This is a genomic window from Duffyella sp. Ts4, from assembly GCF_051851875.1.
Lineage (GTDB): Bacteria > Pseudomonadota > Gammaproteobacteria > Enterobacterales > Enterobacteriaceae > Duffyella > Duffyella gerundensis.
The window spans coordinates 21,628-48,037 of sequence record NZ_JBLYPN010000015.1; the positions used below are offsets into that span (position 1 = coordinate 21,628).

The following is a 26,410-nucleotide window of genomic DNA, read 5'->3' on the forward strand; positions in this document are numbered from 1 at the left end:
TTGAGGAATTATACTCCTTTCCCATTGAAACCGTACACCTCTCGCGAGGAAGGATAAGGCTATGATGCATGAAGAGATAATTCACTCTCTGACTGACTGGATTGATCAGAACCTGGACAAGACGCTGTCGATTGATGAGGTGGCGTCGAAGTCGGGCTATTCGAAATGGCATTTACAGCGGATGTTTCGTAGCGTGACCCGTCAGACTCTGGGTGGCTACATTCGCGAGCGGCGCTTGACCATGGCCGCTGAGGCGCTGTGCAACAGCCAGCGCGCGGTTTACGATATTGCTATGCAGTACGGTTTTGATTCGCAGCAGACGTTTTCGCGCGTGTTCCGGCGCCAGTTCTCACAAACGCCGACCGCCTATCGGCACAGCATGCGCCGCCAGAACCTGCAGCGTGCGCAAAAAATTGGTTTTGACTGTACAGAAAGCGGCAGTTTTGCCCAGCGCACCACCGGCGAATGTTGCCCGCTGCGCCCGGCAGGCCAGGAGCGGGCTCAGGCGGTTTGACGCGTGCGTTCCGTTGACAGCCAGCAATCGGGCGAAACATACCAGCCGCCGCCCGTTTCCTTGATGTGGTACATCGCCGCATCAGCCTGCGCCAGTAAGGCGGCAGCGCTGGAGAATTGACAGGCCATCGCGGCGCCAATACTGATTGACTGCACCAGCTGCATACCCTGCGGTAACGTCATCGGCGCCTGCATCACTTCGTTCAGCTGCTGCGCCACTTCGCCTGCATCTTCAATGCAGTGCACATCATGCAAAATCACCGCAAACTCATCGCCACCTAAACGGGCAACGATATCGCCCTGACGCAGCCGCTGGCGCAGTCGGGTGGCCGTGGCCTGCAATACGGCATCGCCTGCCGCATGACCGAAGCGATCGTTAACCTGTTTAAAGCGATCGCTGTCGATATAGAGCACCGCCAGCTTGCGGCGCAGCAGAGGCTGATTAAAACGTTCGTCAAGCTGGCGCAGAAACGCGGCGCGGTTCGGCAAACCGGTCAGCGGATCGTGCGTCGCCTGATGCGTGAGCGAGGCATTCTCCTGATGCATGGTTTTATTCCATCGATCGAGCTCGGCCATCAGGCTGTTCACGTCGTCACTGAGCTTATTCAATTCTGCTATCTCCGAAGCGGGTACACGTTGCGCAAAAGCGCGATGACGGCGGACATATTGCACAACGTCAGTAATGTTTTGCAGGCCGCGCAAAATGCCACGCTGCATGCGATGCGACAGCCAGGCGGCCAGCGCGGCGGTCAGCAGCAGGCTGCCCAACACGCAGTAAAACGCCATACGCAGCCAGCCAAGCACCGGCGTGGCGTCGCCATGAATCCAAACCTGACCAATCTCTTTATCGCGATCGATCACCGATGCCATCAGCGGGCGGGGGAAAAGCCAGCGGGCGATATGCTGGTCAAACGTTCCCAGCGGCGCTGAAGGTGCGCGCTGCCAGTGAGCAAGCGGGTGTCCCTGCACATCCACAATCTCGGCGCTGGCGATCTCGCCACCCAGCGCCACCATGCCCAGCATCTCCTGCGCTTTGCGCGTGTCGTGCTGCGCCAGCGCGCCACGAACCCGTTCACTGACCACCGTGGCGGCGAGTTGCAGATTGTTATCCGCATAGCCGCGTAGCGTGGTCAGCGAGATGGCAGAAATGGAAATGCCACTAATTAATAATGTCGCAATAATAATCAACAGATGAATACGCTGTAGCGCCTGACGCAAACCTGGCAGACGACGCGCAGGCCGTGCGTCCGGCGGGATGATTTTGCTGCTGTTCATAATTCTTCGCCTGGCTTTGGCATGACCGTGGCATGCCAGGTACAAAGGACATGCGGGTCATGCTGAATGACAAATGCGCATGCTATTTTCCGGTGAAATATTTCCCTGAGGGAAAAAGGTGCCGACGCTCTTATTTCAAATAACAGCGACATTTGGCTAAATATTATTTTCTTATTTAACTGCTGTTAAATCCTACAGTCGAACTTTGTTTTATACAATGTGCTGGCCCTTCAGAATGGTCTCAAAGCCGCTTTTTCGGAAAAATTCGGTTTACAGTCTGGTAAAATAATGATGCGAAATGAGCCAAATAATCGCCACTATCCTGTTAATATACAAAGGTTTTAGCACTTTGTGAGCGCGATCACGTCATGGCGGAATCACCGGCCAGCGCAGCGTACCAAACCAGATTAATAAAACGCCTCGCAAACTGCATAATTAAATAAACAACGCAGAAGCGAATAAAGTCAAATTACGCTTTTACGCCTTATTTGTTCAGGTTGTCCTGCGGATAATTCTTATAAAGGGAAACCGCGAGAGGTTATTATATTGGTTACCGCGTGATGACGCGTATTTAAAAATTGATAATACTTCTTAGCTGACGTCTCTTACGTCATTACTTTTTCCAGGGTCTTGCTAAATATGCTTCATTTTCCCTTACGCTTTCGCTGCGGCAGCAGGCACCATTTTTTGCGCGAAAAAGGGTACAAATTTTGTTCAAAATTTAAAATCCGCTGATATAATGTGATCCACATCACATTAAAGCGCCACCGCAGGGGTCCACCCTGACACGCCTTTGCGCCGCGCGTGATACCCGGATCGCTGTTGTCAGGCTTTGTTTTTGCAGGATTTTTCGCACATGGCTACCTTAACCACCAGTTTTCTGATTATGCGTTGGGAACTGTTGAGCGCAGTAATGATGTTTATCGCCAGCACTTTTAAGATTAAATGTCGTCAGACCAGCCATCCGGTGATGGCCTTTCTGTTCAGCGGCATTGGGCTGGGCATGTCTTGTTGGTTCGTAACCGGCCTGCTGGGCATCAGCCTGAGCATGGAGAACCTGCACAGCTTTATGGCGGTAACGCGCGACGTGTTTGTCGAAGTGATCAGCCAGGCACCGCCGGACTGGCCAATGCCGTAACGCTTAAACAGCAGACAAAAAAAATGCGAGCCACAGGCTCGCATTTTTTATGGACAACCACTCAGATCTTCTTGAGCATCGCCGGAATTTTTACTTCGTTGACGGCGTCAATCTTTCCCACCAGTCCTGCCCTGTCCTGAATCCACATGTCGCCCATCATCTGGTTCAGACCGCGATCCAGGCCGGTTACCAGACCTGCGCCAGGGGTAAAGGTCAACTCGCCAAAATAGATGCGGTCTTCCTGTACATACCAGTCCACACGGACATAGTCGAATTCTGTCGCCAGTTTCTTACTCAGATCCAGCGCGTGATTAAGAGAGTTCAGCTGTGGGGTGATATCCAAACCGGTATCACGAATCTTATGGTATGCATCTTTTAAGTTATTGACGTAAAAGTTCATCGACATCGCTGGATTAGAACGGTTGTAGATTACCTGCAGCACATACTCAAAGCTGCCGTCACGCTTATTAAACATATGGAACTTGTAATCGATCGGGGCCGATTTACCGTCGCCAATATATTGCTCAACCAGAATGCGTGGTTTGATATAGCGGTAATGGATTTCGCGCGCTTCGCCCGAGAAGTCCGTTTTTAGCCACTCATGGCAGCTCTGGATAATCTGCTGTTTCTTCAGGCTGTCTGGCTCCTGCAGCAGGATTTCCACCATGTTAGAGCCATGGTTTGGCTTGATCACCGTTTTGTCCCATGACGCGAGCGTCAGCAGCGTCGTAGGATCGCTGGTTTCATGCAGCAGCGGAATCAGGTACTCATCGCCAATCGCTTCTGCGATGTACTCACGCACCAGATATTTATCTGACAGCCTGCTGTAGCACTGATGGTCGCCGTGGACGAATTTACGGTACAGCACTTTTTCATTGAAAACCTTTGGCTGACGGATGTTCGGCAGCTTGCGGAATTTATGAAAATAGTAAAGACGGTCCTGGTATGACCAAGGCATTTTCTTAATGAAATACAGAACGCTTCTTCTGAGTTCATCTTTAAAGCTCATAACTGACCTCATTTGTAGGTTTTGTAGTTAAGTGAGGAAACCTGAATTTTTTGAATGACGCCGTTTTTAAAGAAGTAATTCATTACGGTTAGCGACAAAAATTCTGAGATTAATACGCTCCACGCTGCGCCCATAATGCCGTGCTGTTGAATCAACCAGTACGACAGCGGCACGCTGAAGATCATCAAGCAGACGACTTTTCTCAGGAGATAATTGAACCCGCCTTCCTTGACCATATATCGGTAAGCGACTGTTCCCAATGCTGAAAAACAGGTGGCTATCGATAACACCGTAACAAGGCTTCCTGACTGTGTGTATTCATGACCATATAAAGCAATGATGATCTTTTCGCCGAACAGCCCAATGGCGAGAAGCATCAAAAGTGACACACCCATAACATAACCATTCAGCCGCGCCGTCAGCTTTATGGCCACTTCAGCACGCTCCCTGAAAATTTCAGTGAAGCATGAAGTGATGATGGCCGCCGGGATAAAAATCCACGACGCCGAAATGGTATTGGCCGCGGCGAACAGGCCGAGGTCACGCGCTGAACCGACGCCCACCAAAAACATCTGCGCCATTTTCACCTGAATCGAGATGAACACGCTGGAGATAGCCAGCGGCAGTCCGGCATACATCAGGTAACGCAAATAGGTGCCGCTGCGTTTTTTCGGCGGCGCCACATCCTGAAACTGGCGATAAAACGCAAATCGCTTAATCAGGTAAGGCACCAGCGTCACTGCCACCACCGAAAAACTCAGCAGCAGCGGGCTCAATTTGAACCAGGCAATCGCAAAGCTGATGGAGAAGCTCAGCAGCATGCCAACCGAGTTGGCCACGGTGTTCAGCCGCGATGCCAGCCTGGCGTTGTTAAATACGCTAAAGGTGTCCTGCGTAACAAACATCGCCGACAAAAACGACGCGATGGCAAATACCAAAAAGTTCTCTGGCATCGTGTACCAGACGTAGATCAGCACCGGCAGTGAAAGCAGCAGCAGCAGCGTCATGCGCATCTTGCGTGCCACGTTCATTAGCCTTACACCCTTACCGGTGTTCTGGCTGATGTGCTTAAACAGGATGGTTTCACTGCCGAAAATGGCGATGGTTTGCACCACCGAAAACAGTGAAGCTGCAAACGCCATCTGGCCAAAAATGGAAGGGCCGAACGATTTTGCTACGTATGATGTGACGAAGATGACACCAAACACGGAGACAATCTTTTCTGACATCATCCAGGCGGCGTTAGACATAACACTGAATTTCATTGACGCATCCTTTGTGTTTCCACTTCATACAACTCGGCAATACATCCATGTCCAAAAATGACCTAACCTGAACAGCTCGGGAAAAATAAATATTCGCTCCAGAACCGGGTGGTCCGAAATTAGATATAATCTGTATTTTTATAGTTAGTTTAATTCTAGGATAAATCTTAATAATATTTATTTATCCGAGTATGTAAACGATTTCAGAGAGTTAGCTTTTTCGATATCAACCTGGCACAGTTTGAGCCAACCACAAGGATGAGTCACTAAATTTCTGTCTGGCTGCAGAAGATTTTCCGTTTTGGTTGAGACGAATTTATATCAAAATTCACTTTTGAGAAAGGCGTCTAAAGTCGTGCCGAATAAAATAAGATAAATCCCATGATGATATTTATTCTAAATATTTTAATTTAGCCACTGCAATTCAAATCGCGAACTTAACATACGGTATTAATATCATCCCAGATCAGGACCAGGGATTAATGCAGTATTTCTCATCCATTAATTGATTAGAAAGGTAAGAGCGTTTATGAGAAAGTCACGATATAGCGAAGAGCAAATCACCAGCGCTATTAAAGCTTCTGAATGCGGCGTCAAAGTTAAAGAAATTTGTAATGAACTGGGGATCTCTGAAGCAACCTTTTACAGCTGGAAGAAAAAGTTTTCCGGCCTTTCCTCTGAAGAGGGAAGAAAAATCAAGGAGTTAGAAGAAAAGCTACAAAACCTTACTCGCGAAGTGGCGGTATTGAACTCTGATAAAGAGATGCTTCAAAGCGTATTGAAGAACTTTTTCTCCACCAACGACAAGCGTCAGGCGGTGAATTATCTTCAGGATACGTTTGATATCGGTACGCGCCGCAGCTGTCGTTTGCTCGATATTAGCCGCAGCGTTTACCATTATCCGTCAAGCAGTGACACCCAATAATACTGGGATTTGTTGCAACTGGTTTGAGAATTGTTCTTATTTGCTATCTTATAGAAATCTAATCAGAACACTCAAAACATGAAAAAATAGCATAATGGTTTCTGATAATTAATTTGTCTCATTTCGCTTTTGTTTAATTTATGCAACGCTAGCGCCAGATAAATCCTTTTATTTTAAGTCACTTAGTGAAACCCCAATCTCATTACCATGAGATTGGTTCCCTTTTCTTAATGAAGAGTCTCTCATTGAAGCGGCGTTCAGCCGCTCAATTCCTGTTAAGTTTGTGTAAACGCAGCCGCAAAGTTGAATTCTAAAAAACTGCATTTTATACTGGACCTGAAAACCTTTCCGTTCTAAAGAAGACCCGGAATCCCCCTGCAACAGGGCTGCAATTGTAAATGCCTTTACATTTCTCGCACGCTGTTTACCATTTCTTATCTCTGCCCGTGCCTATTGATCACTATATAATCAATTAAGCCAATAAATCATTCAAGAATCTAACCTGTCAACGCGAGTAGAACAGCGTGTTGAGTACCTGCTTTCTCCATTCAACACACCTTTAAGTGGCACCATAGAAGGCTTTCTCAGGGCCAGAATGAGCTCAACCCATGCTAAAGCGCGGCTAAATCCAACGGCAAATGGCGTTTTGCCCGGCGGTTTGTGCTGGTTTTATGCACGCCGTTTCAACCTTGAGGTGTTACCCAGGGCAATTATTGTTAATAAAGTGATAACTGGTGCGGCGAAGTGACAGAAAACAGGCTATGGAACAGACATCACGCCACAACCTGACGGTGGAAATGTGCCCACTGGCTGCGCTTATTTACCGTTTCGTCAGACAAAAAAGGCAAAAGCGGGATGCTTTTGCCTTGTATAACAGCTTGTTAATGTAGCGATAATCCTAAATTAGCCTTGGTTACCCTGCACAAAAAATATTATTTCCTCAGCGATATATTCATGGCCTAATTATTTATCGCGCCAATTTTTGGCTGCGGTTTTATCCGCATCGCCACGATAACGCCCGTGAGCAGACAGCCAATACCACATAAGGTCAGCAAAGGGGGCCAGCTTTGGCGCAGCATAAAGCTGTAGGCCAGCCCGGCGAGGATCTCGAAAACGATTAGCGGACCAACAATAACTGTGGGCAGTCGCTGACAGGCCTCATTCCAGCAGCGGGTGCCCAGCCACGAACAGAGCAGGCCAATCACCAGCATCAGGGAAAGGAATACTTCAGGCCGCGGGCCAAAAGGCAGGACAAAGTCAGGCTGCTGGCTACGTAACATAATCGTCACCAGCAGCCAGGCGATCAGCGCTAAGGGCAGCGTGACCACGCCTTGTGCCGTCGCCCAGGTGGCGGGCTTTTTATCGGGGTTGGCGCGCAGCCAGCGGGCATTGCGCAGCGGATACCACGTCCAGCATGCCACTGCGACCACCGCCAGCGCGATGCCGGTGCAATATCGCCAGCCATCAAAGCTCGGTGCATTGCGCAGCTCGGCGGCGTTGACGCAAACCAGACCAGCGGCAATCAACAGTAGCGCCGGTGCCAGACTGCGCCAGGCGAGCCTCCCCTCTTCGCGGCCATAAAGCAGATTAGCGCTAACGGAGATGACCACCGGCAGCGTGCCGATAATCATGGTGGAGACCGGCGCACCGGTGCGCTGTATGGCAGACGCCAGGCACCAGTAATAAAGCAGATTGCCGATCAGCGTCAGTCGGGTGGCTTCTGCCCAGTCCGCCTTACTCAGCTGACGCAGACGCCGTCGATCAAACCATGCCAGCGGCAGGGCAATTAAACCAAAGGCAACGTAGCGGCCAGCTGACTGCAACGCGCCCGGATAATCGGGCACGATTTCCGGCCCAACAAAAATCAACCCCCACATCAAGCCTGCGGCAAGGGCAAAAAGTACGCCAGCGAACATAGTGATCTCATGTGCTTATGCAAAAAAGAGAGTCTGTCAGGCAGGAGCGAGAAAATATTGTAGGAGATTGCGCTTTTAGCGCGTCAGCAGCATCTGCTTTTGATAACGCACCGGCGTAATGCCGTAGCGGTGAGCGAAACAGCGTGTCAGGTGAGCCTGATCGCTTAAACCCACCTCCAGCGCTACCTGAGCGGCGGCATGGCCGCACGCCAGCCGTAGCTTCGCTTCGTACAGCCGAAAAGCCATCAGCATCTGATGCGGCGTCACGTGATAATGCTGGCGAAAGGCGCGCTGAAAGTGCCACGGCGACAGCGCTACCAGCTGGGCGAGCTGCTCAAGCGTGACGTTTTCGGCATAGTGCTCGCGCAGATAGTCGCGCACGATATCGAAACGATGACCCGCCTCCCGCCGCAACGGATTGCCGATACGCGCCTGCGGGCGAAGCGTGTCAATCAGCTGCAGCAGCGTGCCCTGCCCGGCCAGCGTCGATTCGCTGTGCCACATCTGCGACACCAGCTGCGCGACCTGCTGAGCCAGCCGGATGTCATGATGCATGACCTCACTGAACCACCAGCCAGATTCACCGGTTAGCTGCTCCAGCATGGCCGGTTGCAGATAGATCATGCGATAACGCCAGCCCTGATCGCAGGCCGATTCACCGGTATGCAGTTCATCCGGGTTCATCATAATCAGAGAATCTGCCGGTGCCAGATAGTTGGCGCCGCGATAGCGAAAGCGCTGCACGCCTTCATCAATAGTGCCGATGCCAAACGCCTCATGCGTATGGGGCTCAAAGGCGTAGCGCGAGATATGCGCGTGATAAAGCTCAACGCCGGGGAGTCCCGCTAGCTGGCGAAACTGCGCCCGATCTTTTTCACAGGGAAACTGCGCTGGCACCACATTCATGATTCGCTCCGGAAAACCTTACTGCGGCAAGTGTGCATCAGGAATAGATTGCCGTCCACGTCCCGCCAGGCGACACTCGTTTTCTTTCTTATATAAGCAGAGGCAGCAATGGAAACATCGGTGTTGGTAGTGATCGATATGCAACGGGGCGTCTTTGCCCAGCCACGCTTTGATCAGGCGGGTCGCGTTGAGCGCATCAACCAACTTATCGCTGCGGCGCACCAGACGATTTTCATTCAGCACGTTGAAGGCGAGATGCAGCCCGACAGCGAGGCCTGGCAACTGCTGCCGGAGATCGAACAACCGGCCAATGCGCTCTACATTAACAAAACCGCCTGCGACAGTTTTTGGCACACCACGCTGGAAGCGCAGCTGATTGCCGGCGCCCATCGTGGCTTTGTGATTTGCGGCTGCGCGACCGACTACTGCGTGGACTGCACGGTGAAAACTGCAGCCACTAAAGGCTTTCGCGTCACGGTTGCTGCTGATGCGCACACCACCGCCGATCGCACCTTTGCCAGCGCCGAACAGCTTATCGGCCAGCACAATGAAGTGTGGGCATCGCTGTCGCTGCCGGGCAACGCTATCCAGGTCGTGGAAAGCGCGGCTATTTTGCAGCAGTGGCGAAGCTGAACCCTGACGTCATGGCATAAAAAAAGGCGCCCGAGCCGGCGCCTTTTTGCTGTGCGGCCTGAGAGGCCGCTGAATCAATAAACGTCAGTGTTAATGCTTGGCAGCGCGCTCACGACGCGCAGGCAGAGCCCTTCATAAGGCTCCAGGTTAAACACGAATTCGCCGTTCTCCTGCAGATCGCCTTCCAGCGTTTCATGCAGCATATCGACTACCGCACCCGGCGCCACGTTCTCCAGCACCATCGTCTCCTGAATCGCTACCGCACTGAAATTCAGCGCGGTGATCTGAATGCCGCGGCCAGCTGGCAGTTCATGCACCATCACCAACAGTCCCGGCGCCTGCACGTCAGGAATCGCCAGCTGCTTACTGGCGGCAATGCCATAATCCTGACGGATCCGCAGGATCTGCTTCAGCTTGTTGGCAAACGAATCGGGATCGTTGAGCTGATGGCTCAGGCTGCCGTACAGCGCGGTCGCTTTTGGCAATCCATCTTTTGAGAACGCCGCCTCGGGATCGACATCCGCCAGATCGTAGGCACCACGCTGGATCCAGCGCGTATCACCATCGGCCATACGATCGCTGACCTGATCCGGATTCAGCGGCAGCGCGCCAACCAGATCCCAACCGGACAGAGCGAACACGCCAGGCTGCAGCGCGTTGTACATCGCCAGCAGCAGATGAAGCTGTTTGATGCGTTCGATGTCGTCGCTGTTAATGGTGCTGAGATCGCGGATGCCGAGCGCCGCCGCCGCCACGCTGGCGCTGGTACAGGCGATGCCGTTGGTCACAAAGCGCATGTTGTAAGGCGCATGGGCACCGCACAATTTTTCATACATGGTTTCACGAATGTGCTCACGCAGGATCGCGCCAGGCAGCATCTGACCGTTAAAGGAGAAGTTATCTTCGGCGTGCAGCGTCCAGAAGTGCACCAGCTCGGTGGTCAGCTCATCGTGGTTTTGCAGGGCGTGAATCAGCGAGGCGGGATCGATGCCATATTCATGCACCTTGCGCAGCATCATGCGTAGAAATTCGGTGTCGCCAGTCATCAGCGCATGCTGATAAGCAGGACGCGTGATGAAGTCATACGACAGATCCGAACCGCCTTTCGACATCATGGCAATGTCGTCGATGGCCAGGTTGAGTTCCTGGAAGCTGAAGCCGCCCGCCTTGCGGATCATGCCGCCAAGCAGCTGATTGCCGGTTACCGACAGCGGATGGCTTTCTGACCAGGCCTTGCCGCTCTGACGACGTTCGACGCCAAGGAAGCCGTTGGCATCCAGACGCAGCCCGCGCGCGCCCATTACATCGAGACAATGCAGCGCATCGCCAATGATCAGCTGCTGGGCAGCAAAGCTCGGGTCGAGCCAGTTGAGCGACGGCTGCCCCTCTTTAAAGTAGTGCAGATACACCCAGCGACGCACTTTACCGTCAACGCCGGTAACCGGCAGCGTGGCGCTCCAGTCGGTCTCTTTAATGCCTGGCTCAAAGAAGATGACGCGCTGCAGCTGGCCGACGATGTAGCCTTTTTCGCGCAGCAAATCCACGGTATCCGGCATCAGGTTTACCGCATCGCGCCCTTCCGGCACCTGCGGCAGATGCGCCCAGTCCTCTTCTTTGATTTCAACCATATGATACAGGCCGGGATAATCGCCGTAGGCCAGTTCCGCCAGCCGGAAATCAGCACCTTTACCGGTATGCGAAGGGATGACGTCATCAATGACGATGGCATTGTGTACCGATGCCTGACGGCTGATAGCGACATACTCTTCAAGCGTGCCGAAACGTGAATCGATCTCCAGCGAAATACGGTCAAAGTTGCCATCGATTGACGGCGTGGCGTCGTAGCCGCTGAGTCCGCCGCCCATCTTGGTCGGCCCGGTGTGGATCGCCTGAATGCCGATGCTGGCAAACTGCTGCCACAACTCCGGGCTACTCAGGGTTTTCAGTACGGAGTCCTCGCCAGCGGTGATGATTGACCCCGGATAGGCGGCGAACCACACCGATGCGGTGGCAGACGCGCCGCGCGGCCTCGCTTCCGCATAGGGATTCATCCACATGCGGGCCTGGCCGCTATAAAGGCGGGTGCGTTGACGGATCTTTTCCAGCATAGAGTTTTCAAGCAGCCACTGGACATACTCGGCTTTCGGTACGGTCATAATTATCCTCACGTCAGGACTCTCTGCGGAGCCATTAAGAACTTATACCGCGCTGGGGGGCTGAGGTGGGTCGGCCTTTCAGGCCATCCTCGACATGAAGAGCCCGGCTTTATCTGCGTTAGCCCAGGCAGCCAGTAAACGCCTCACCGTTCAGGGTCAGGCAGGCAGCACACAATCAGGAACGTATAGCATAGTGAATCGGCATAAATGATCCACTCCGCGCGGGCAGAGAAAGGCAATAAAAAAGCCTTGCAGAGCAAGGCTTAGGAAAAATCAGAATATCGGCAATCGAAATCTTAGAACGGGATGTCGTCGTCGAAATCGATAGGCGGTTCGTTGTTGTTAGCCGGTGCACTGTTCTGCTGCTGCGGACGAGACTGCGCGCCGCCGCTGAACTGGTTATTTGCGCCCTGCTGCTGTTGCTGCTGCGGTTGCTGTGGCTGGCCCCAACCGTTGTTGTTACCCTGACCGCCGCCTGCCGGTGCGCCTGCACCCGCTGCGCCGCCGCTCTGACGGCCGCCAAGCATCTGCATGGTGCCGCCCACGTTCACGACCACTTCAGTGGTGTATTTTTCCTGGCCGCTTTGGTCAGTCCACTTACGCGTCTGCAGTGCGCCTTCGATATAAACCTGGGAACCTTTACGCAGGTATTCGCCCGCGACTTCCGCCAGCTTGCCGAACAACACAACGCGGTGCCACTCGGTTTTCTCTTTGGTTTCGCCAGTTTGCTTGTCACGCCAGCTCTCAGACGTGGCCAGAGTAATGTTGGCAACGGCGCCACCATTGGGCATGTAGCGAACTTCCGGGTCCTGACCCAGATTCCCTACCAGAATTACTTTATTTACGCCTCTGCTGGCCATGTTGAACTCTCCAAATGTGTATTGACGTACATTTTAATCGATCAATTCTAACACGCCACCGGGATGGCGCATACTCAGGATCACGCTTCCAATTTTCCTCCAGTCGTTACCCAGTTGCAACAGAATACTGGATATCCATTCAGGTTTTTTTATGCCATAATAATACGTTTCGTTCTGGCCATGCCGGGGAGTCAGGCATGGTGACGTCTGTTAATCCGGGAAATGTGAATGGATAAGATTGAAGTCCGTGGGGCGCGTACCCACAATTTGAAAAACATCAACCTGACCATCCCGCGCGACAAGCTGATTGTCGTCACCGGCCTGTCAGGTTCAGGCAAGTCCTCGCTGGCGTTTGATACGCTTTATGCCGAGGGCCAACGCCGTTATGTAGAATCCCTCTCTGCTTATGCCCGTCAGTTCCTGTCGCTGATGGAGAAGCCCGATGTCGATCACATCGAAGGCTTGTCGCCTGCTATTTCCATTGAGCAGAAGTCCACTTCACATAACCCACGATCAACCGTCGGCACCATTACCGAGATTCACGACTACCTGCGCCTGCTGTTTGCACGCGTTGGCGAGCCGCGCTGTCCCGATCACGATGTCACGCTGGCTGCGCAAACCGTCAGTCAGATGGTGGACAATGTGCTGGCACTGCCGGAAGGCAGCCGCCTGATGCTGCTGGCACCGGTGGTGAAAGATCGTAAAGGCGAGCACAGCAAAACGCTGGAGAATCTGGCGGCGCAGGGTTACATCCGTGCGCGTATCGACGGCGAAGTCTGCGATCTATCCGATCCGCCGAAGCTGGAACTGCAGAAGAAGCACACCATCGAAGTGGTTATCGATCGCTTTAAAGTACGCGACGATATTTCCACACGCCTGGCCGAATCGTTTGAAACCGCGCTGGAGATGTCCGGCGGCACGGTAATCGTGGCAGACATGGATGACAGCAGCGTTGAAGAGCTACTGTTTTCGGCCAACTTTGCCTGCCCGATTTGTGGTTACAGCATGAGTGAGCTGGAGCCGCGCCTGTTTTCGTTTAATAACCCGGCGGGCGCCTGCCCGACCTGCGACGGCCTCGGCGTACAGCAATATTTCGATCCCGATCGCGTGGTGCAAAACCCGGAATTGTCGCTGGCCGGCGGCGCGATTCGCGGCTGGGATCGCCGTAACTTCTACTATTTCCAGATGCTGCGTTCTCTCGCTGAGCATCTGCAGTTTGATGTGGAAGAGCCGTTTAACACGCTGAGCGAAAAAGCGCAGCAGGTGGTGTTATACGGTTCCGGCAAAGAGAACATCGAATTTAAGTACATCAACGATCGCGGTGATACCTCGGTGCGCCGCCATCCGTTTGAAGGCGTGCTGCATAACATGGAGCGCCGCTATAAAGAGACGGAATCGTCGGCGGTGCGCGAAGATTTAGCAAAGTTCATCAGCAACCGCGCCTGCGCCACCTGTGAAGGCACGCGTCTGCGTCGCGAAGCGCGTCATGTGTACGTTGAAAACACCACGCTACCGACCATCTCTGACATGAGCATTGGTCATGCGATGGAGTTTTTCCAGAACATGAAGCTCAGCGGCCAGCGGGCACAAATCGCCGAGAAGGTGCTGAAAGAGATTGGCGATCGCCTGCGCTTCCTGGTGAACGTCGGCCTTAACTACCTGTCGATGTCCCGTTCCGCTGAAACGCTCTCCGGCGGTGAAGCGCAGCGTATTCGTCTGGCCAGCCAGATTGGCGCCGGTTTAGTTGGCGTCATGTACGTGCTGGATGAGCCATCGATTGGCCTGCATCAGCGCGATAACGAACGCCTGCTGGAGACGCTGATTCACCTGCGTAACCTCGGCAACACGGTGATCGTGGTTGAGCATGATGAAGATGCGATTCGTGCTGCGGACCATGTGATCGATATCGGTCCCGGCGCGGGCGTACACGGTGGTCAGGTGGTGGCTGAAGGCACCGTCGATGACATCATGGCGCAGGAAGCGTCGTTGACCGGCCAGTATCTCAGCGGCAAACGCGGTATCCGCGTGCCAGAGCAGCGCGTGCAGGGCGATCCGTCTAAGGTGCTGAAAATCACCGGCGCACGCGGCAACAACCTGAAAGATGTCACGCTGACGCTGCCGGTTGGGCTGTTTACCTGCGTTACTGGCGTATCGGGATCCGGCAAATCCACACTGATCAACGATACCCTGTTCCCGATCGCTCAGCGCGTGCTCAACGGCGCGACCATCGCCGAGCCAGCGCCTTACCGTGAAGTCAGCGGTATGGATCATTTTGATAAGGTGATCGACATCGATCAAAGCCCGATTGGACGCACGCCGCGATCCAACCCGGCCACCTACACCGGCATCTTTACGCCAGTGCGCGAACTGTTTGCCGGCGTGCCGGAAGCGCGTTCACGCGGCTACAATCCGGGCCGCTTCAGCTTCAACGTGCGCGGCGGACGCTGCGAAGCCTGTCAGGGCGACGGCGTGATCAAAGTTGAGATGCACTTCCTGCCGGATATCTATGTGCCATGCGACCAGTGTAAAGGTAAGCGTTATAACCGTGAAACGCTGGAAGTGAAGTACAAAGGTAAAAGCATTCATGAAGTGCTGGAGATGACCATTGAAGAGGCGCGCGAGTTCTTTGATGCGGTGCCGGCGCTGGCACGTAAGCTGCAAACGCTGATCGATGTGGGCCTCTCTTATATTCGTCTTGGTCAGTCAGCCACCACCTTGTCAGGCGGTGAAGCCCAGCGCGTGAAACTGGCGCGTGAGCTGTCGAAACGCGGCACTGGCCAGACGCTCTATATTCTGGATGAGCCGACCACCGGCCTGCACTTTGCCGATATCCAGCAGTTGCTGGAAGTGCTGCATCAGCTGCGCGACCAGGGCAATACCATCGTGGTGATTGAGCACAATCTCGACGTGATCAAAACCGCTGACTGGATTGTCGATCTCGGCCCGGAAGGCGGTAGCGGCGGCGGCGAAATCCTGGTTTCCGGTACGCCGGAAACGGTAGCAGAATGTGAGAAATCACATACTGCCCGCTTCCTGAAACCTCTGTTAACACAATAAATCTTACGGGCCGGCACAGGCTGGCCCGCTTCTCTTCTCTGCCTGTTTCAACGTCATCCTGCAGAATCAGGCAAGATTCAGAGACATTCAGGCATAGGCATAACGCCATTCACTCACTACTCTTAACCTGCCTCTTTCGCGCAGCCTCTTACCGCGCGAAATATTGAGACGATGATGACGTCGTCCCCTTTATTTTTCACATCATTCACGACACGTCGGGAGACACCATGAATATTACGCATGCGTATGCCGCACAGGATGCCAAATCCAAACTTGCGCCTTTTGAATATAAGCCGCGTGAACTGCGCCCTCATGATGTACAGATTGAAGTGTTGTTCTGTGGCGTCTGCCACTCCGATTTACACCAGGCGCGCAACGAGTGGAAAAACACCATTTTCCCTGTGGTGCCAGGCCATGAAATTGTTGGTCGCGTCACGGCAGTGGGTAATCAAACCCATAAATATCAGGTCGGCGATCTGGTCGGCGTTGGCTGTCTGGTCGATTCCTGCCGTAGCTGTCCGAGCTGTCAGGAAGGCCTGGAGCAATACTGCGAAAACGGTTTTGTGGGCACCTATAACGGCCAGGATCGCGAAACCGGCGATATCACCTACGGCGGTTACTCCACCAGCATCACCGTGACCGAAGACTTTGTGCTGAAAGTGCCGGAGAACCTGGATCTGGCTGGCGTGGCGCCGCTGCTGTGCGCGGGCATCACCACCTATTCACCGCTGCGCCACTGGAACGTGGGCCCTGGCCAGAAAGTCGGCATCGTGGGTCTTGGCGGCCTCGGCCACATGGGCGTGAAAATCGCACACGCGATGGGCGCGAAAGTGGTGCTGTTCACCACCTCGCCGTCAAAAGTAGAAGACGGTAAACGTCTGGGCGCGGATGAGGTGGTTATCTCTAAAGATGCCGATCAGATGGCGCAGCACACCAACAGCTTCGATTTTATTCTGAATACCGTGGCAGCGCAGCACGATCTGAACCCGTTCATTAACCTGCTTAAGCGCGATGGCACCATGACGCTGGTCGGCGTACCAGAGCATGACCATCCGGCTCCGCAGGTGGTTAACATGATCTTCAAGCGTCGCAGCATCGCCGGTTCTCTGATCGGTGGCATCGCTGAAACGCAGGAGATGCTCGACTTCTGTGGCAAGCACAACATCATTTCTGACATCGAAATGATCAACATGAATCAGATCAATGAAGCCTATGAGCGCATGCTGAAAAGCGACGTGAAATACCGCTTCGTGATCGATATCGATTCACTGCGTAAAGAAGCTAACGCGTAAATCGCGCCGGCGAGATGATCCAGCGGCCTGCACCTTCAGGCCGCTTTTTTTTGCCCGCGAACAGACGAATTCAGTGGCCTTTGGTTGCCAGCGCCTGCTGCAACGACGCGTCTACCAGATAATAAATCTGTGAATCTTTTAGCGTGCCATCAAGAAACAGCGTGCTCCAGTGCGACTTATTAAGCTGCTGGCTGGGAAAAACATCTTCATGCTCTTCGCGCAGCAGGTCGGCCAGCGCAGGCGTCGATTTCAGCGACACCGCCGGGCGATCGTTAACCTGATGAAACATGGCGAACAGCACGCCATCCGCCTGCACCTGCGTGGCCTGCAGCGCCTCATGCTCTTGTTGCTCCGCGCCTGGCTTCGCCATGCAGTAGGAAAGCAGCTCCGATGTGGTCATTGTTATTCTCCTTGCAGCGTGGCGACGATGCGTCGCGATCCGCCATGATTGCGATGTTCGCCCAGCCAGATGCCCTGCCAGGTGCCCAAAAGCAGTTTGCCTTTGCTGACCGGCAGCGTCAGTGAAACGCCGAGTGAAGAAGATTTAATGTGGGCAGGCATATCGTCTGCGCCTTCATAGTCATGCTCATAATCTGCGTTTTCCGGTACCTGACGCAGAAAGTGGTTTTCCATATCACTGCGCACGGTGGGATCGCAGTTTTCATTCAGCGTCAGGGAAGCGGAGGTGTGCAGCAGCAGCAGATGCAGCAGGCCTGTTTTTACCTCGCCTAACGGCAGCTTGCCGACGATCTCATCGGTCACCAAATGAAAACCGCGCGTTTTGGCACCGAGGGAGAGAGTTTGCTGATACCACATAAAAAAGCTCCTTAACGAAATGGTCCCGTTAAGTGTGCAGCAAATGGCTGAAAGGTAAACCTGTGGCGCGCACAAAGCGAAAAAAAACGGCGGGACACAGGCCGCCGTAAATTCTCCCGCGGCCTGATAACTGGCTCAGGCGCACGAGAGATAAAAACGGTTGTGCGCCGTTATTCGGCCAGCTTATCGGCCAGCGCCTTCACCTTTTGCACGTTATCCTGGGTCACCGCCGCCAGGCGCTCGCCGTAGTTTTTGTCCGCCTTGTAAAAGTAAGCGAGCATCATTTCGCGGCTTGCGGCATCGGCACGGCTCAGCGCGCCACCCAGTGACTGAATTAAGTCGCGCTGCGCTTTGGCATCGAATGAACGGAACAGCTCCCCCGCCTGCTTAAAGTTTTGCGTTTTGGCGATTCCCTGCTGTTGGGTCTCACCGCTCAGCGGGCTGTGGCTATAGCGAGCGCTGGCCACTTCCTCGCGCGGATAAAGACGGCTTGGCTGGTAATTCACGCCCTGATTGTCCTCGATACGGCTGTTCATGGCGCCATCCTGATTACCGTTGCTCACGGCGTTGCGCGGACGGTTAACCGGCAGGCTCGTGCCGTTAGCACCCAGGCGATACATCTGCGTGTCGGCATAAGAGAACAGGCGGCCCTGCAGCAGACGATCTTCTGACGGTTCAATGCCCGGCACCAGATTAGAAGGCGCCATGGCGACCTGCTCGGTTTCATTAAAGAACTGCGTCACGTTGCGGTTGAGTACCATCTGGCCGACACGGGTTTCTGCAATACCTGGCCAAATTTTGGTGGCATCCAGCGGGTTATAGTCGAGCGCGGCAATATCCGCAGGTTTGAGGATTTGCACATAGAGATCCCACTTCGGAAAATCGCCTTTCGCGATGGCGCTGACCAGATCTTCGGTCATATGACTATATTGGGTACTTTGAATCGCCGCGACCTGCTGGGGATCGAGATTCTGCTCGCCCTGCAATGATTTCCAGTGAAATTTTACGTAATGCACCTCGTTCTGTGCATTGATAAATTTATAGGCGTGAACGCTGTTGCCATCCATCTGCCGATAGCTGGCGGGCGTGCCCATGTTGGAAAACAGCATGGTCAGCGCATGCGTTGCTTCCGGTACATGCGAGAAGAAATCAAAGGTACGCGCATCGTTATCGAGGTTGGTACGCGGATCGGGTTTGAACGCGTGCACCATATCCGGGAATTTAATCGCATCACGAATAAAGAACACCGGCAGATTGTTGCCGACCAGATCCCAGTTGCCCTGCGAGGTGTAAAACTTGGTGGCGAAGCCGCGCGGATCGCGCAGGGTTTCCGGTGAGTGATTGCCGTGTACCACCGATGAGAAGCGAACAAACACTGGCGTGACGGTGCCAGGCTTGAATACCTCGGCGATGGTCAGATCGGACAGATCCTTATCAGCGGTGAACTCGCCGTGCGCACCGGTGCCGCGCGCATGCACCACGCGCTCCGGAATCCGCTCGCGATCGAAGCGCTGGAGCTTTTGCAGCAGCTGCATATCCTGCAACAGCACCGCGCCGTCCGGCCCAGCAGTTTGTGAGTGTTGATTGTCACCCACCGGCGCGCCGTTATCGCGGGTCAGCACGGTGGCGTGCGCGGTCAGCGTACTGGACAGTAGACCGGCAAGAAAAAGGGTACGGGTAACGTTTTGAAAAGAGAAACGAAAAGCAGCGTTATTGTTCATTATGATCTTTCTTCAGGTAGGTTCAGTGCATCCATGTCAGTGATACATGGCAGAAGATAATGCGCTGCTGATCCTATGAGAAAGCGGTGAAACTTAACTCAAGACTGGTCTCGAATCGGGGCGTGACGGCAGGAGAGGCGCCCTGCCGTCATCAAAGGTTACATCACGGCAGCAAAGGCTTTGGCGACCTGATGCACGTTTTTACTGTTGAGCCCTGCCACGCACATGCGGCCGCTGGCGATCAGGTAAACGCCAAACTCCTCGCGCAGACGATCAACCTGCTGCGCGCTCAGTCCGGTATAGCTGAACATGCCGCGTTGGCGCAGCAGATAGCCAAAGTCTTTGCCCGGCAGCGCGGTGTTGAGCACCGAGACCAGCGTCTGGCGCATTTCGAGAATACGCAGGCGCATCGCCTCAACTTCTGCCAGCCAGCTCGCCTTCAACGTCGGATCGTTCAGCACACAGGAAACCACCTGGGCGCCAAAATTTGGCGGGCTGGAGTAGTTGCGGCGCACGGTCGCCTTCAGCTGGCCGAGCACGCGGCCCGCCTCTTCGGCGCTCTCGCACACCACCGACAAGCCACCGACGCGCTCGCCATAGAGTGAGAAAATCTTCGAGAAGGAGTTGCTGACCAGCGCCGGTAAACCGGATGCGGCGATGGCACGCATGGCGTAGGCGTCTTCTTCCATGCCCGCGCCGTAACCCTGATAGGCAATATCCAAAAATGGCACCAGCGACTGTGCTTTCAGCACCTCAATGGTTTCATCCCATTGCGCGTTGGTGAGATCGGCACCGGTTGGGTTATGGCAGCAGGGATGCAGCAGCACAATGCTCTGCGGCGGCAGGGTTTTCAGCGCGGCCAGGAAAGCCTCGAATTTCACACCCTGGGTGCTGCTGTCATACCACGGATAGGTATTCACCTCGAAGCCGGCGCCAGAAAAGATCGCCACGTGATTTTCCCAGGTGGGATCGCTGACCCAGACGTTCGACGCCGGGAAGTAACGCTTCAGAAAATCGGCACCGACCTTCAGCGCGCCCGACCCGCCCAGCGTCTGAATCGTGGCCACGCGGCCTTCGGCAATGGCTGCATGATCGGCACCGAACAGCAGCGGCGCGACGGCGTTGCGGTAAGCCGGCAGGCCTTCCATTGGCAGATAAAGTGACGCCACCGCTGGCTGTGCGTTCAGGCGTGCTTCAGCCGCGGCAACCGCCTGCAGCTGAGGAATAATGCCCTGCTCGTCATAATAGAGACCGATGCTCAGGTTGACTTTATCGGCGCGGGGATCCTGTTTGAAGGTTTCCATCAGCGAAAGAATCGGGTCGCCAGCGTAGGCATCGACGTTTTGAAACACGGTGCAGATCTCCTTAATCAGCTAAAAACGGTAACGATATCAGACCGCGTAACGGCCAGGGCGATGGTTCATCGCAATAATCAGGTTGAGGATCAGCGCGCCAGCAATCGACGCCAGCAGCATCGGCCACGAGACCACAAACAGCGATGCCAGCACCACGCAGGTGTCGATGGCCATTTGCAGCTTACCCGCGCGTAAACCGACGCGATCCTGCAGCCACAGCGCCAGAATATTAATGCCGCCGAGGCTCGCTTTGTGGCGGAATAATACTATAAACCCAATCCCCATAATCACGTTACCAAACAGGGTAGCGTAAAAGGGATTCAGCGCAGAAAAATGGATAAAAAGCGGATGCAAACGGGTAAAAAGCGACACCATCGCCACCGCGCAAAATGTCTTCAGGGTAAAAGCCTTGCCCATCCGCCGAAACGCCAGCCAGTAGAACGGCAGGTTGATCAGAAAAAAGGCGCTGCCGAACGACAGCGGCGTCACATAACTAATGAGAAACGCAATGCCTGCGGTACTGCCGGTTAAGGCGCCGGCCTGCTTGAGCATCACTACGCCAAAGGAGACCAGCAGCGTGCCAAACAGCAGCGCGAGAAGATCTTCCAGCAGCGTATGCGAAGGTGTTTCAGGTTGAGTAAGAGTATCCATGAGCCTGTTTTCACTGAGAATTAGCGCGTTTTCATTGCAAGAATCGCGCCTGAAAACGCCACGAAAAATCGTCGGCGCAATAACTCAATGATTTCACAGGGCTTAAAATTTTAGAGTTGTGCATGCAGCCTGCATTAATCGCTCAAATTACGCATACTTATCGTCACTGATGCATGTTTTTAGCATGTTACCGCCTGCTAATGCACTATTTAATGGCAGCGCGCACCTTATTGGCGCGTGTTAACCGGTGGGCTCATCATTACGCCGTTCTCTTTCAGGCGATCCAGCACCACGGCGGTTTTAATGTGCGCCACGCTGCGATGCCCCGCCACCAGCTGACTGATCAGCGCGCTCAGCGAGGCGAGATCGGCAACCGCGACCTTCAGCAGATAATCGGCATCGCCGGTGGTTTTCCAGGCGTCGACGATGGCCGACTCCTCCTCCACCATACGGTGAAAGCTGGTGACATATTCGGTGGTGTGGTTAATCAGGCGGACTTCAATCAGGCCAATCATGCTCAGCCCAACCGCATCGGGCGCAAGGCGCGCGTGATAACCCAGAATCAGATTGGCCTGTTCGAGGTTGATACGGCGGCGCGAGCACTGCGACGCGGAAAGACCCACCAGATCGCTCAGTTCCTGGTTGGTCAGGCGGCCGTTGGCCTCCAGCAAGGTCAATATTTTCAGGTCGAAATCGTCGATGTGCGTCATGCGTTTCCCTGCTTAATCAGGCCCATAATGCGCACAGATAACCTCAATTGTTCGCGAGCTGTCCAACACTATTTTCCGATGGCCACAGGCGAACAATCCGCCAGGTTATTCATCATCGTACTGCGGACCGGCGTAGTTATCGAACCGCGACCACTGGCCGTTGAACGTCAGACGCACGGTGCCGATCGGGCCGTTACGCTGCTTGCCGAGGATGATCTCCGCGATGCCTTTCATGTCGCTGTTTTCGTGATAAACCTCATCGCGATAGATAAACATGATCAGGTCAGCATCCTGCTCGATAGAGCCCGATTCACGCAGATCGGAGTTGACCGGACGTTTGTCGGCGCGCTGCTCCAGCGAGCGGTTAAGTTGCGACAGCGCCACCACCGGCACCTGAAGCTCTTTCGCCAGCGCCTTGAGCGAGCGCGAAATTTCAGCAATTTCCAGCGTACGGTTGTCGGACAGCGCTGGCACGCGCATCAGCTGCAGGTAGTCGATCATGATCATGCTCAGGCCGCCATGTTCGCGATAGATACGGCGTGCACGTGAGCGCACTTCGGTGGGCGTCAGGCCGGAAGAGTCATCGATATACATGTTCTTCTTCTCGAGCAGAATACCCATGGTACCGGAGATACGCGCCCAGTCTTCATCGTCCAGCTGGCCGGTACGAATGCGCGTCTGATCGACACGCGACAGCGATGCGAGCATACGCATCATAATCTGCTCCCCGGGCATTTCGAGGCTAAAGATCAGCACCGGTTTTTCCTGCAGCATGGCGGCGTTTTCGCACAGGTTCATGGCGAAGGTGGTTTTACCCATCGACGGACGGGCCGCGACGATAATCAGATCTGAACGCTGCAGGCCAGCGGTCTTCTTGTTTAGATCCTGATAGCCGGTGTCGACGCCGGTCACGCCGTCGTGCGGCGTCTGGAACAACGATTCGATGCGCGACACCGTGGCTTCGAGAATCTGCTCGATGTTCTTCGGTCCGTCATCTTTATTGGCGCGACTTTCAGCAATTTTAAACACGTTCGATTCTGCAAAATCGAGCAGGTCTTCGCTGCTGCGACCCTGCGGATCGTAACCGGCATCGGCGATTTCGTTAGCCACTGAAATCATTTCGCGCACCACTGCGCGTTCGCGCACGATGTCAGCATAAGCACTGATGTTCGCCGCACTTGGCGTGTTTTTTGACAGCTCGGCCAGATAGGCAAAACCGCCGACCATATCCAGCTGACCCTGGGTTTCCAGTGATTCCGACAGGGTAATCAGGTCAATTGGCTTGCCCGCTTCCAGCAGGCGCTGCATCTCACTGAAGATAAGACGATGGGGTCGGCTGAAGAAGTCATCGGTGACCACGCGTTCAGAAACGTTATCCCAGCGTTCATTATCCAGCATTAACCCGCCCAACACCGACTGTTCAGCTTCCAAAGAATGCGGCGGCAGCTTCAGGCCTTCAACCTGACGGTCGCGGGTTTCGTTAGGTTTGTTGGTGGGTTTGTTTCCTGCCATAGTAAATGCGATACCGATAAATTGAGGGGACGCGCAATTATACCTTTTTGTCGTCTTGCCGTCCTCCCGACATCTCTGACATTACACAGGAGCGAGGCATGGCAAAGCGTATTCAATTCAGCCAGCACGGTGGACCCGACGTGCTGGAATGGGTCGATGTGGAACCTGGCGATCCCACGGACTTTGAGGTGCAGGTTGAGAATAAAGCGATAGGAATCAACTATATCGACACCTACGTACGCAGCGGACTTTACCCTTCCGCCAGCTTGCCCTCCGGCCTGGGCACCGAAGCAGCAGGAAAAGTCATTAAGGTAGGCGCTGCTGTCAGCCACTTTAAACCGGGCGATCGCGTGGTCTACGCGCAGGCGCCCATCGGCGCTTACAGTGAAATTCACACTGTGCCGCAGGATCGGCTGGCACACCTGCCAGACGCCATCTCATTTGAACAGGGCGCGGCATCATTTCTCAAAGGGCTGACCGTGCACTATCTGCTGCGTCAGACCTATCACGTTGCGCCAGGTGAAGCCTTCCTGTTTCATGCTGCCGCGGGTGGCGTTGGTCTGATCGCGTGCCAGTGGGCGAAGGCGCTGGGCGCGCATTTGATCGGCACCGTAGGCTCGGCAGAAAAAGCGGCGATTGCGCAGCGCGCCGGTGCCTGGGCTACCATCAACTACCGTGAAGAGAACATTGCAGAGCGGCTAAGCGCGCTGACCGACGGCAAAAAGGTACGCGTAGTGTACGACTCGGTGGGCAAAGATACCTGGGAAGCGTCGCTGGATTGCCTGCAGCCGCGCGGGCTGATGGTGAGCTTTGGCAACGCCTCCGGCCCGGTTACCGGCATCGATCTGGCGCAGTTGAATAAGAAAGGATCGCTGTATGTGACGCGGCCTTCGCTGTTTGGCTATATCACTAATCGCGCAGAACTCGAACTGGCCAGCAACGAACTGTTTTCAATGATTGCCAGCGGTGCCATCAAGATTGATGTGGCGGAGAAGCAGAAGTTTGCCCTACGCGATGCGCAACAGGCGCATATCGCACTGGAAAACCGAACTACCCAGGGTTCAAGCCTGCTGATTCCCTGATCGTCAGAAACAGAGAGGGCTTCCCGAAGGAAGCCCTTGCTTTCTTATTTTCGTTCTCGCTGGGTGTAGGGTCAGCGGCTATGAATTCAGCAGCACGGATAGTGCCAGAACGCCTCGCTAAAAAACATGCTCTGTACACAATCTTTCCCCACTGCCATTACGCTTTGTGATCTGTGCTGCAAAATTTCTGGCAATTAAAAGCGCATATAGCGACGGCGCACCAGCACTTTGGGTTTTTTCACCGCGCGATATAGCCACGCCACCGCGACCGCCAGCAGCAACCACGGCAGCAGCTTAATCACCATCGCAAACAGTCCACCGACCACCATCAACGCCGTTGCCATGATCAAGGCGACAATTACACCCACCAGCGAGATGCCGGTGAGCATCAGCATCACAAAGAAGCCAAGTACAAACAGAATTTCCATCGTCATCTCCTGAGCGCGTTAGTTACCTTGTCTTAGCTATTACAAGAAACGTGCCAGTTCTTTTAAAATGTAAATTATTGATTTTAAAGTGATGATAAAAATTGCGTCGAGGGACTTTAGCGATATTAACCAGGAAGTGGTGAGATATTAACTAACAGGCCGCCGCAGCGGCCTGACGATTAAACCGCAGCAGGAATTTTATCCGCTACTAATGCCAGCGCGGCTTCCACCACCTGCACATCCGCACCGGGTTTGTGTGCGTTTTCGCTGAGATGACGGCGCCACTGACGCGCACCGGGAATGCCCTGAAACAGGCCAAGCATATGACGCGTGATATGGCCGAGATACGTGCCCTGCGACAGCTCTTTCTCAATGTAGGGATACATGCTGCGCACCACGGCAATCAAATCGACCGCTGCCTGTGCCTCGCCGAACAGCTCGCTATCGACCTGCGCCAGAATGCCTGGGTTTTGATAGGCTTCGCGGCCCATCATCACGCCGTCCAGATGTTGCAGATGCTGCTTCGCCTCATCCAGCGTTTTCACTCCGCCATTAATGGCGAGAGTCAGCTGCGGGAAATCGCGCTTTAGCTGATAAACACGCGGGTAATCCAGCGGAGGGATTTCGCGGTTCTCTTTGGGGCTCAGACCGGAAAGCCACGCCTTGCGCGCATGGATAATAAAGGTATCGCAACCGCCTTTGTCCGCTACGCGCTCGATAAATTCGCACAGGAAGGCGTAGCTATCGAGTTCATCAATACCGATGCGGGTTTTCACCGTGACCGGAATCGACACCACATCGCGCATCGCCTTGATGCAGTCAGCAACCAGCTGGGCATCGGCCATCAGGCAGGCACCGAAGCGACCATTCTGCACGCGATCGGAAGGACAGCCGACGTTAAGGTTAATTTCATCGTAACCGCGTGCTTCCGCCAGCGCCGCACACTGCGCCAGCGCAGCCGGATCGCTGCCGCCCAGTTGCAAGGCAACCGGATGTTCCTGCTCGCCGAAAGCCAGGTAATCGCCTTTGCCATGAATAATGGCGCCGGTGGTGACCATTTCGGTATAGAGCAGTGTATTGCGCGTTAACTGGCGATGGAAATAACGGCAGTGGCGATCGGTCCAGTCGAGCATGGGCGCGATAGAAAAACGTTGGCTGGGGAATTTTTCGGTCATGAAAAGCGGCGGGTC

23 protein-coding genes are annotated in these 26,410 nt (G+C 54.2%); 7 read left to right on the top strand and 16 right to left on the bottom strand.

What is annotated here, in order from left to right:
- Nucleotides 1–61 precede the first annotated feature (61 nt).
- The gene (soxS, locus tag ACJY2L_RS17095) at nucleotides 62–514 is read left to right on the top strand and encodes a superoxide response transcriptional regulator SoxS (RefSeq protein WP_439214507.1); all 453 of its coding nucleotides are present in this window, start codon (nucleotides 62–64) and stop codon (nucleotides 512–514) included.
- On the opposite strand, the gene ACJY2L_RS17100 is transcribed toward soxS, so the two are convergent.
- The gene (locus ACJY2L_RS17100; RefSeq protein WP_439214506.1) at nucleotides 502–1,788 is read right to left on the bottom strand and encodes a diguanylate cyclase domain-containing protein; all 1,287 of its coding nucleotides are present in this window, start codon (nucleotides 1,786–1,788) and stop codon (nucleotides 502–504) included. The two genes, soxS and ACJY2L_RS17100, sit on opposite strands and share 13 nt — an antisense overlap.
- Before the next feature lie 856 nt (nucleotides 1,789–2,644).
- On the opposite strand from ACJY2L_RS17100, the gene ACJY2L_RS17105 reads away from it, so the two are divergent.
- Nucleotides 2,645–2,926, top strand: a complete 282-nt coding sequence (locus tag ACJY2L_RS17105) for a YjcB family protein (RefSeq protein WP_067434183.1) — start codon at nucleotides 2,645–2,647, stop codon at nucleotides 2,924–2,926.
- 61 nt (nucleotides 2,927–2,987) lie between these two features.
- Here the strand turns inward: ACJY2L_RS17105 and ACJY2L_RS17110 are convergent, their stop codons facing one another.
- Nucleotides 2,988–3,947, bottom strand: coding sequence for an ATP-grasp fold amidoligase family protein (locus tag ACJY2L_RS17110; protein WP_439214505.1), 960 nt, complete (start codon nucleotides 3,945–3,947; stop codon nucleotides 2,988–2,990).
- Nucleotides 3,944–5,200, bottom strand: a complete 1,257-nt coding sequence (locus ACJY2L_RS17115; protein ID WP_439214504.1) for a polysaccharide biosynthesis protein — start codon at nucleotides 5,198–5,200, stop codon at nucleotides 3,944–3,946. Before ACJY2L_RS17115 ends, ACJY2L_RS17110 begins: the two co-directional genes overlap by 4 nt.
- A 529-nt stretch (nucleotides 5,201–5,729) precedes the next feature.
- Between ACJY2L_RS17115 and ACJY2L_RS17120 the strand changes: the two genes are divergently transcribed.
- Nucleotides 5,730–6,125: a transposase gene (locus ACJY2L_RS17120; protein ID WP_067434192.1), complete on the top strand. Its 396-nt coding sequence runs from the start codon at nucleotides 5,730–5,732 to the stop codon at nucleotides 6,123–6,125.
- A gap of 959 nt (nucleotides 6,126–7,084) precedes the next feature.
- On the opposite strand, the gene ACJY2L_RS17125 is transcribed toward ACJY2L_RS17120, so the two are convergent.
- Both ACJY2L_RS17125 and ACJY2L_RS17130 read right to left on the bottom strand, forming a co-directional pair.
- Nucleotides 7,085–8,041 carry a DMT family transporter gene (locus ACJY2L_RS17125; RefSeq protein ID WP_439214503.1) on the bottom strand — a complete coding sequence of 319 codons (957 nt, stop codon included), beginning with the start codon at nucleotides 8,039–8,041 and terminating at the stop codon, nucleotides 7,085–7,087.
- Between the two features lie 75 nt (nucleotides 8,042–8,116).
- Complete coding sequence (locus ACJY2L_RS17130; protein ID WP_439214502.1) at nucleotides 8,117–8,947, bottom strand: AraC family ligand binding domain-containing protein; 831 nt, start codon at nucleotides 8,945–8,947, stop codon at nucleotides 8,117–8,119.
- A gap of 108 nt (nucleotides 8,948–9,055) precedes the next feature.
- Between ACJY2L_RS17130 and ACJY2L_RS17135 the strand changes: the two genes are divergently transcribed.
- Nucleotides 9,056–9,580 (top strand): isochorismatase family protein, encoded by a 525-nt coding sequence (locus ACJY2L_RS17135; RefSeq protein WP_439214501.1) that lies wholly within the window; start codon nucleotides 9,056–9,058, stop codon nucleotides 9,578–9,580.
- Nucleotides 9,581–9,654: 74 nt separating this feature from the next.
- Here ACJY2L_RS17135 and treS read toward each other — a convergent pair whose 3' ends face one another.
- On the bottom strand, nucleotides 9,655–11,736 hold the full coding sequence (gene treS, locus ACJY2L_RS17140; protein ID WP_439214500.1) for a maltose alpha-D-glucosyltransferase: 2,082 nt from the start codon (nucleotides 11,734–11,736) through the stop codon (nucleotides 9,655–9,657).
- A gap of 296 nt (nucleotides 11,737–12,032) precedes the next feature.
- On the bottom strand, nucleotides 12,033–12,596 hold the full coding sequence (gene ssb1, locus ACJY2L_RS17145) for a single-stranded DNA-binding protein SSB1 (protein WP_067434207.1): 564 nt from the start codon (nucleotides 12,594–12,596) through the stop codon (nucleotides 12,033–12,035).
- Between the two features lie 228 nt (nucleotides 12,597–12,824).
- Here ssb1 and uvrA point away from each other — a divergent pair, with 228 nt between their 5' ends.
- Nucleotides 12,825–15,653, top strand: a complete 2,829-nt coding sequence (gene uvrA, locus ACJY2L_RS17150) for an excinuclease ABC subunit UvrA (protein WP_439214499.1) — start codon at nucleotides 12,825–12,827, stop codon at nucleotides 15,651–15,653.
- Nucleotides 15,654–15,880: 227 nt separating this feature from the next.
- Nucleotides 15,881–16,945, top strand: a complete 1,065-nt coding sequence (locus ACJY2L_RS17155) for an NAD(P)-dependent alcohol dehydrogenase (protein ID WP_067434211.1) — start codon at nucleotides 15,881–15,883, stop codon at nucleotides 16,943–16,945.
- Between the two features lie 70 nt (nucleotides 16,946–17,015).
- Here ACJY2L_RS17155 and ACJY2L_RS17160 read toward each other — a convergent pair whose 3' ends face one another.
- The 7 genes from ACJY2L_RS17160 to dnaB form a co-directional block, all read right to left on the bottom strand.
- The gene (locus tag ACJY2L_RS17160) at nucleotides 17,016–17,345 is read right to left on the bottom strand and encodes an MmcQ/YjbR family DNA-binding protein (RefSeq protein ID WP_067434212.1); all 330 of its coding nucleotides are present in this window, start codon (nucleotides 17,343–17,345) and stop codon (nucleotides 17,016–17,018) included.
- A 2-nt stretch (nucleotides 17,346–17,347) separates the two neighbouring features.
- Nucleotides 17,348–17,761: a secondary thiamine-phosphate synthase enzyme YjbQ gene (locus tag ACJY2L_RS17165; protein WP_067434214.1), complete on the bottom strand. Its 414-nt coding sequence runs from the start codon at nucleotides 17,759–17,761 to the stop codon at nucleotides 17,348–17,350.
- A 170-nt stretch (nucleotides 17,762–17,931) separates the two neighbouring features.
- Nucleotides 17,932–19,482 (bottom strand): catalase, encoded by a 1,551-nt coding sequence (locus tag ACJY2L_RS17170; protein WP_439214498.1) that lies wholly within the window; start codon nucleotides 19,480–19,482, stop codon nucleotides 17,932–17,934.
- 158 nt (nucleotides 19,483–19,640) lie between these two features.
- Nucleotides 19,641–20,834, bottom strand: coding sequence for an amino acid aminotransferase (locus tag ACJY2L_RS17175; protein ID WP_439214497.1), 1,194 nt, complete (start codon nucleotides 20,832–20,834; stop codon nucleotides 19,641–19,643).
- Between the two features lie 39 nt (nucleotides 20,835–20,873).
- Nucleotides 20,874–21,488, bottom strand: coding sequence for a YitT family protein (locus tag ACJY2L_RS17180; RefSeq protein ID WP_439214496.1), 615 nt, complete (start codon nucleotides 21,486–21,488; stop codon nucleotides 20,874–20,876).
- A 227-nt stretch (nucleotides 21,489–21,715) separates the two neighbouring features.
- On the bottom strand, nucleotides 21,716–22,198 hold the full coding sequence (locus ACJY2L_RS17185; RefSeq protein ID WP_067434225.1) for an Lrp/AsnC family transcriptional regulator: 483 nt from the start codon (nucleotides 22,196–22,198) through the stop codon (nucleotides 21,716–21,718).
- Nucleotides 22,199–22,303: 105 nt separating this feature from the next.
- Entirely contained in the window at nucleotides 22,304–23,710 is a 1,407-nt protein-coding gene (gene dnaB / locus ACJY2L_RS17190) for a replicative DNA helicase (RefSeq protein ID WP_439214495.1), read from the bottom strand.
- A gap of 98 nt (nucleotides 23,711–23,808) precedes the next feature.
- On the opposite strand from dnaB, the gene ACJY2L_RS17195 reads away from it, so the two are divergent.
- Nucleotides 23,809–24,792 (top strand): quinone oxidoreductase, encoded by a 984-nt coding sequence (locus tag ACJY2L_RS17195; protein WP_439214494.1) that lies wholly within the window; start codon nucleotides 23,809–23,811, stop codon nucleotides 24,790–24,792.
- Nucleotides 24,793–24,986: 194 nt separating this feature from the next.
- Here the strand turns inward: ACJY2L_RS17195 and pspG are convergent, their stop codons facing one another.
- Both pspG and dusA read right to left on the bottom strand, forming a co-directional pair.
- Nucleotides 24,987–25,220, bottom strand: coding sequence for an envelope stress response protein PspG (pspG, locus tag ACJY2L_RS17200; RefSeq protein ID WP_439214493.1), 234 nt, complete (start codon nucleotides 25,218–25,220; stop codon nucleotides 24,987–24,989).
- A gap of 179 nt (nucleotides 25,221–25,399) precedes the next feature.
- Nucleotides 25,400–26,395 (bottom strand): tRNA dihydrouridine(20/20a) synthase DusA, encoded by a 996-nt coding sequence (dusA, locus tag ACJY2L_RS17205; RefSeq protein ID WP_439214492.1) that lies wholly within the window; start codon nucleotides 26,393–26,395, stop codon nucleotides 25,400–25,402.
- Nucleotides 26,396–26,410 lie beyond the last annotated feature (15 nt).

Bases quoted from the DNA above. Each gene is read 5' to 3' on its own strand.
- ACJY2L_RS17170 (WP_439214498.1), bottom strand. From the start codon at position 19,482: ATGAACAATAACGCTGCTTTTCGTTTCTCTTTTCAAAACGTTACCCGT.
- ACJY2L_RS17110 (WP_439214505.1), bottom strand. From the start codon at position 3,947: ATGAGGTCAGTTATGAGCTTTAAAGATGAACTCAGAAGAAGCGTTCTG.
- ACJY2L_RS17165 (WP_067434214.1), bottom strand. From the start codon at position 17,761: ATGTGGTATCAGCAAACTCTCTCCCTCGGTGCCAAAACGCGCGGTTTT.
- ACJY2L_RS17135 (WP_439214501.1), top strand. From the start codon at position 9,056: ATGGAAACATCGGTGTTGGTAGTGATCGATATGCAACGGGGCGTCTTT.
- ssb1 (WP_067434207.1), bottom strand. From the start codon at position 12,596: ATGGCCAGCAGAGGCGTAAATAAAGTAATTCTGGTAGGGAATCTGGGT.
- pspG (WP_439214493.1), bottom strand. From the start codon at position 25,220: ATGGAAATTCTGTTTGTACTTGGCTTCTTTGTGATGCTGATGCTCACC.
- ACJY2L_RS17100 (WP_439214506.1), bottom strand. From the start codon at position 1,788: ATGAACAGCAGCAAAATCATCCCGCCGGACGCACGGCCTGCGCGTCGT.
- ACJY2L_RS17185 (WP_067434225.1), bottom strand. From the start codon at position 22,198: ATGACGCACATCGACGATTTCGACCTGAAAATATTGACCTTGCTGGAG.
- ACJY2L_RS17155 (WP_067434211.1), top strand. From the start codon at position 15,881: ATGAATATTACGCATGCGTATGCCGCACAGGATGCCAAATCCAAACTT.
- dusA (WP_439214492.1), bottom strand. From the start codon at position 26,395: ATGACCGAAAAATTCCCCAGCCAACGTTTTTCTATCGCGCCCATGCTC.
- ACJY2L_RS17195 (WP_439214494.1), top strand. From the start codon at position 23,809: ATGGCAAAGCGTATTCAATTCAGCCAGCACGGTGGACCCGACGTGCTG.
- ACJY2L_RS17180 (WP_439214496.1), bottom strand. From the start codon at position 21,488: ATGGATACTCTTACTCAACCTGAAACACCTTCGCATACGCTGCTGGAA.
- ACJY2L_RS17125 (WP_439214503.1), bottom strand. From the start codon at position 8,041: ATGTTCGCTGGCGTACTTTTTGCCCTTGCCGCAGGCTTGATGTGGGGG.
- ACJY2L_RS17105 (WP_067434183.1), top strand. From the start codon at position 2,645: ATGGCTACCTTAACCACCAGTTTTCTGATTATGCGTTGGGAACTGTTG.
- ACJY2L_RS17130 (WP_439214502.1), bottom strand. From the start codon at position 8,947: ATGAATGTGGTGCCAGCGCAGTTTCCCTGTGAAAAAGATCGGGCGCAG.
- ACJY2L_RS17115 (WP_439214504.1), bottom strand. From the start codon at position 5,200: ATGAAATTCAGTGTTATGTCTAACGCCGCCTGGATGATGTCAGAAAAG.
- uvrA (WP_439214499.1), top strand. From the start codon at position 12,825: ATGGATAAGATTGAAGTCCGTGGGGCGCGTACCCACAATTTGAAAAAC.
- treS (WP_439214500.1), bottom strand. From the start codon at position 11,736: ATGACCGTACCGAAAGCCGAGTATGTCCAGTGGCTGCTTGAAAACTCT.
- ACJY2L_RS17120 (WP_067434192.1), top strand. From the start codon at position 5,730: ATGAGAAAGTCACGATATAGCGAAGAGCAAATCACCAGCGCTATTAAA.
- soxS (WP_439214507.1), top strand. From the start codon at position 62: ATGATGCATGAAGAGATAATTCACTCTCTGACTGACTGGATTGATCAG.
- dnaB (WP_439214495.1), bottom strand. From the start codon at position 23,710: ATGGCAGGAAACAAACCCACCAACAAACCTAACGAAACCCGCGACCGT.
- ACJY2L_RS17160 (WP_067434212.1), bottom strand. From the start codon at position 17,345: ATGACCACATCGGAGCTGCTTTCCTACTGCATGGCGAAGCCAGGCGCG.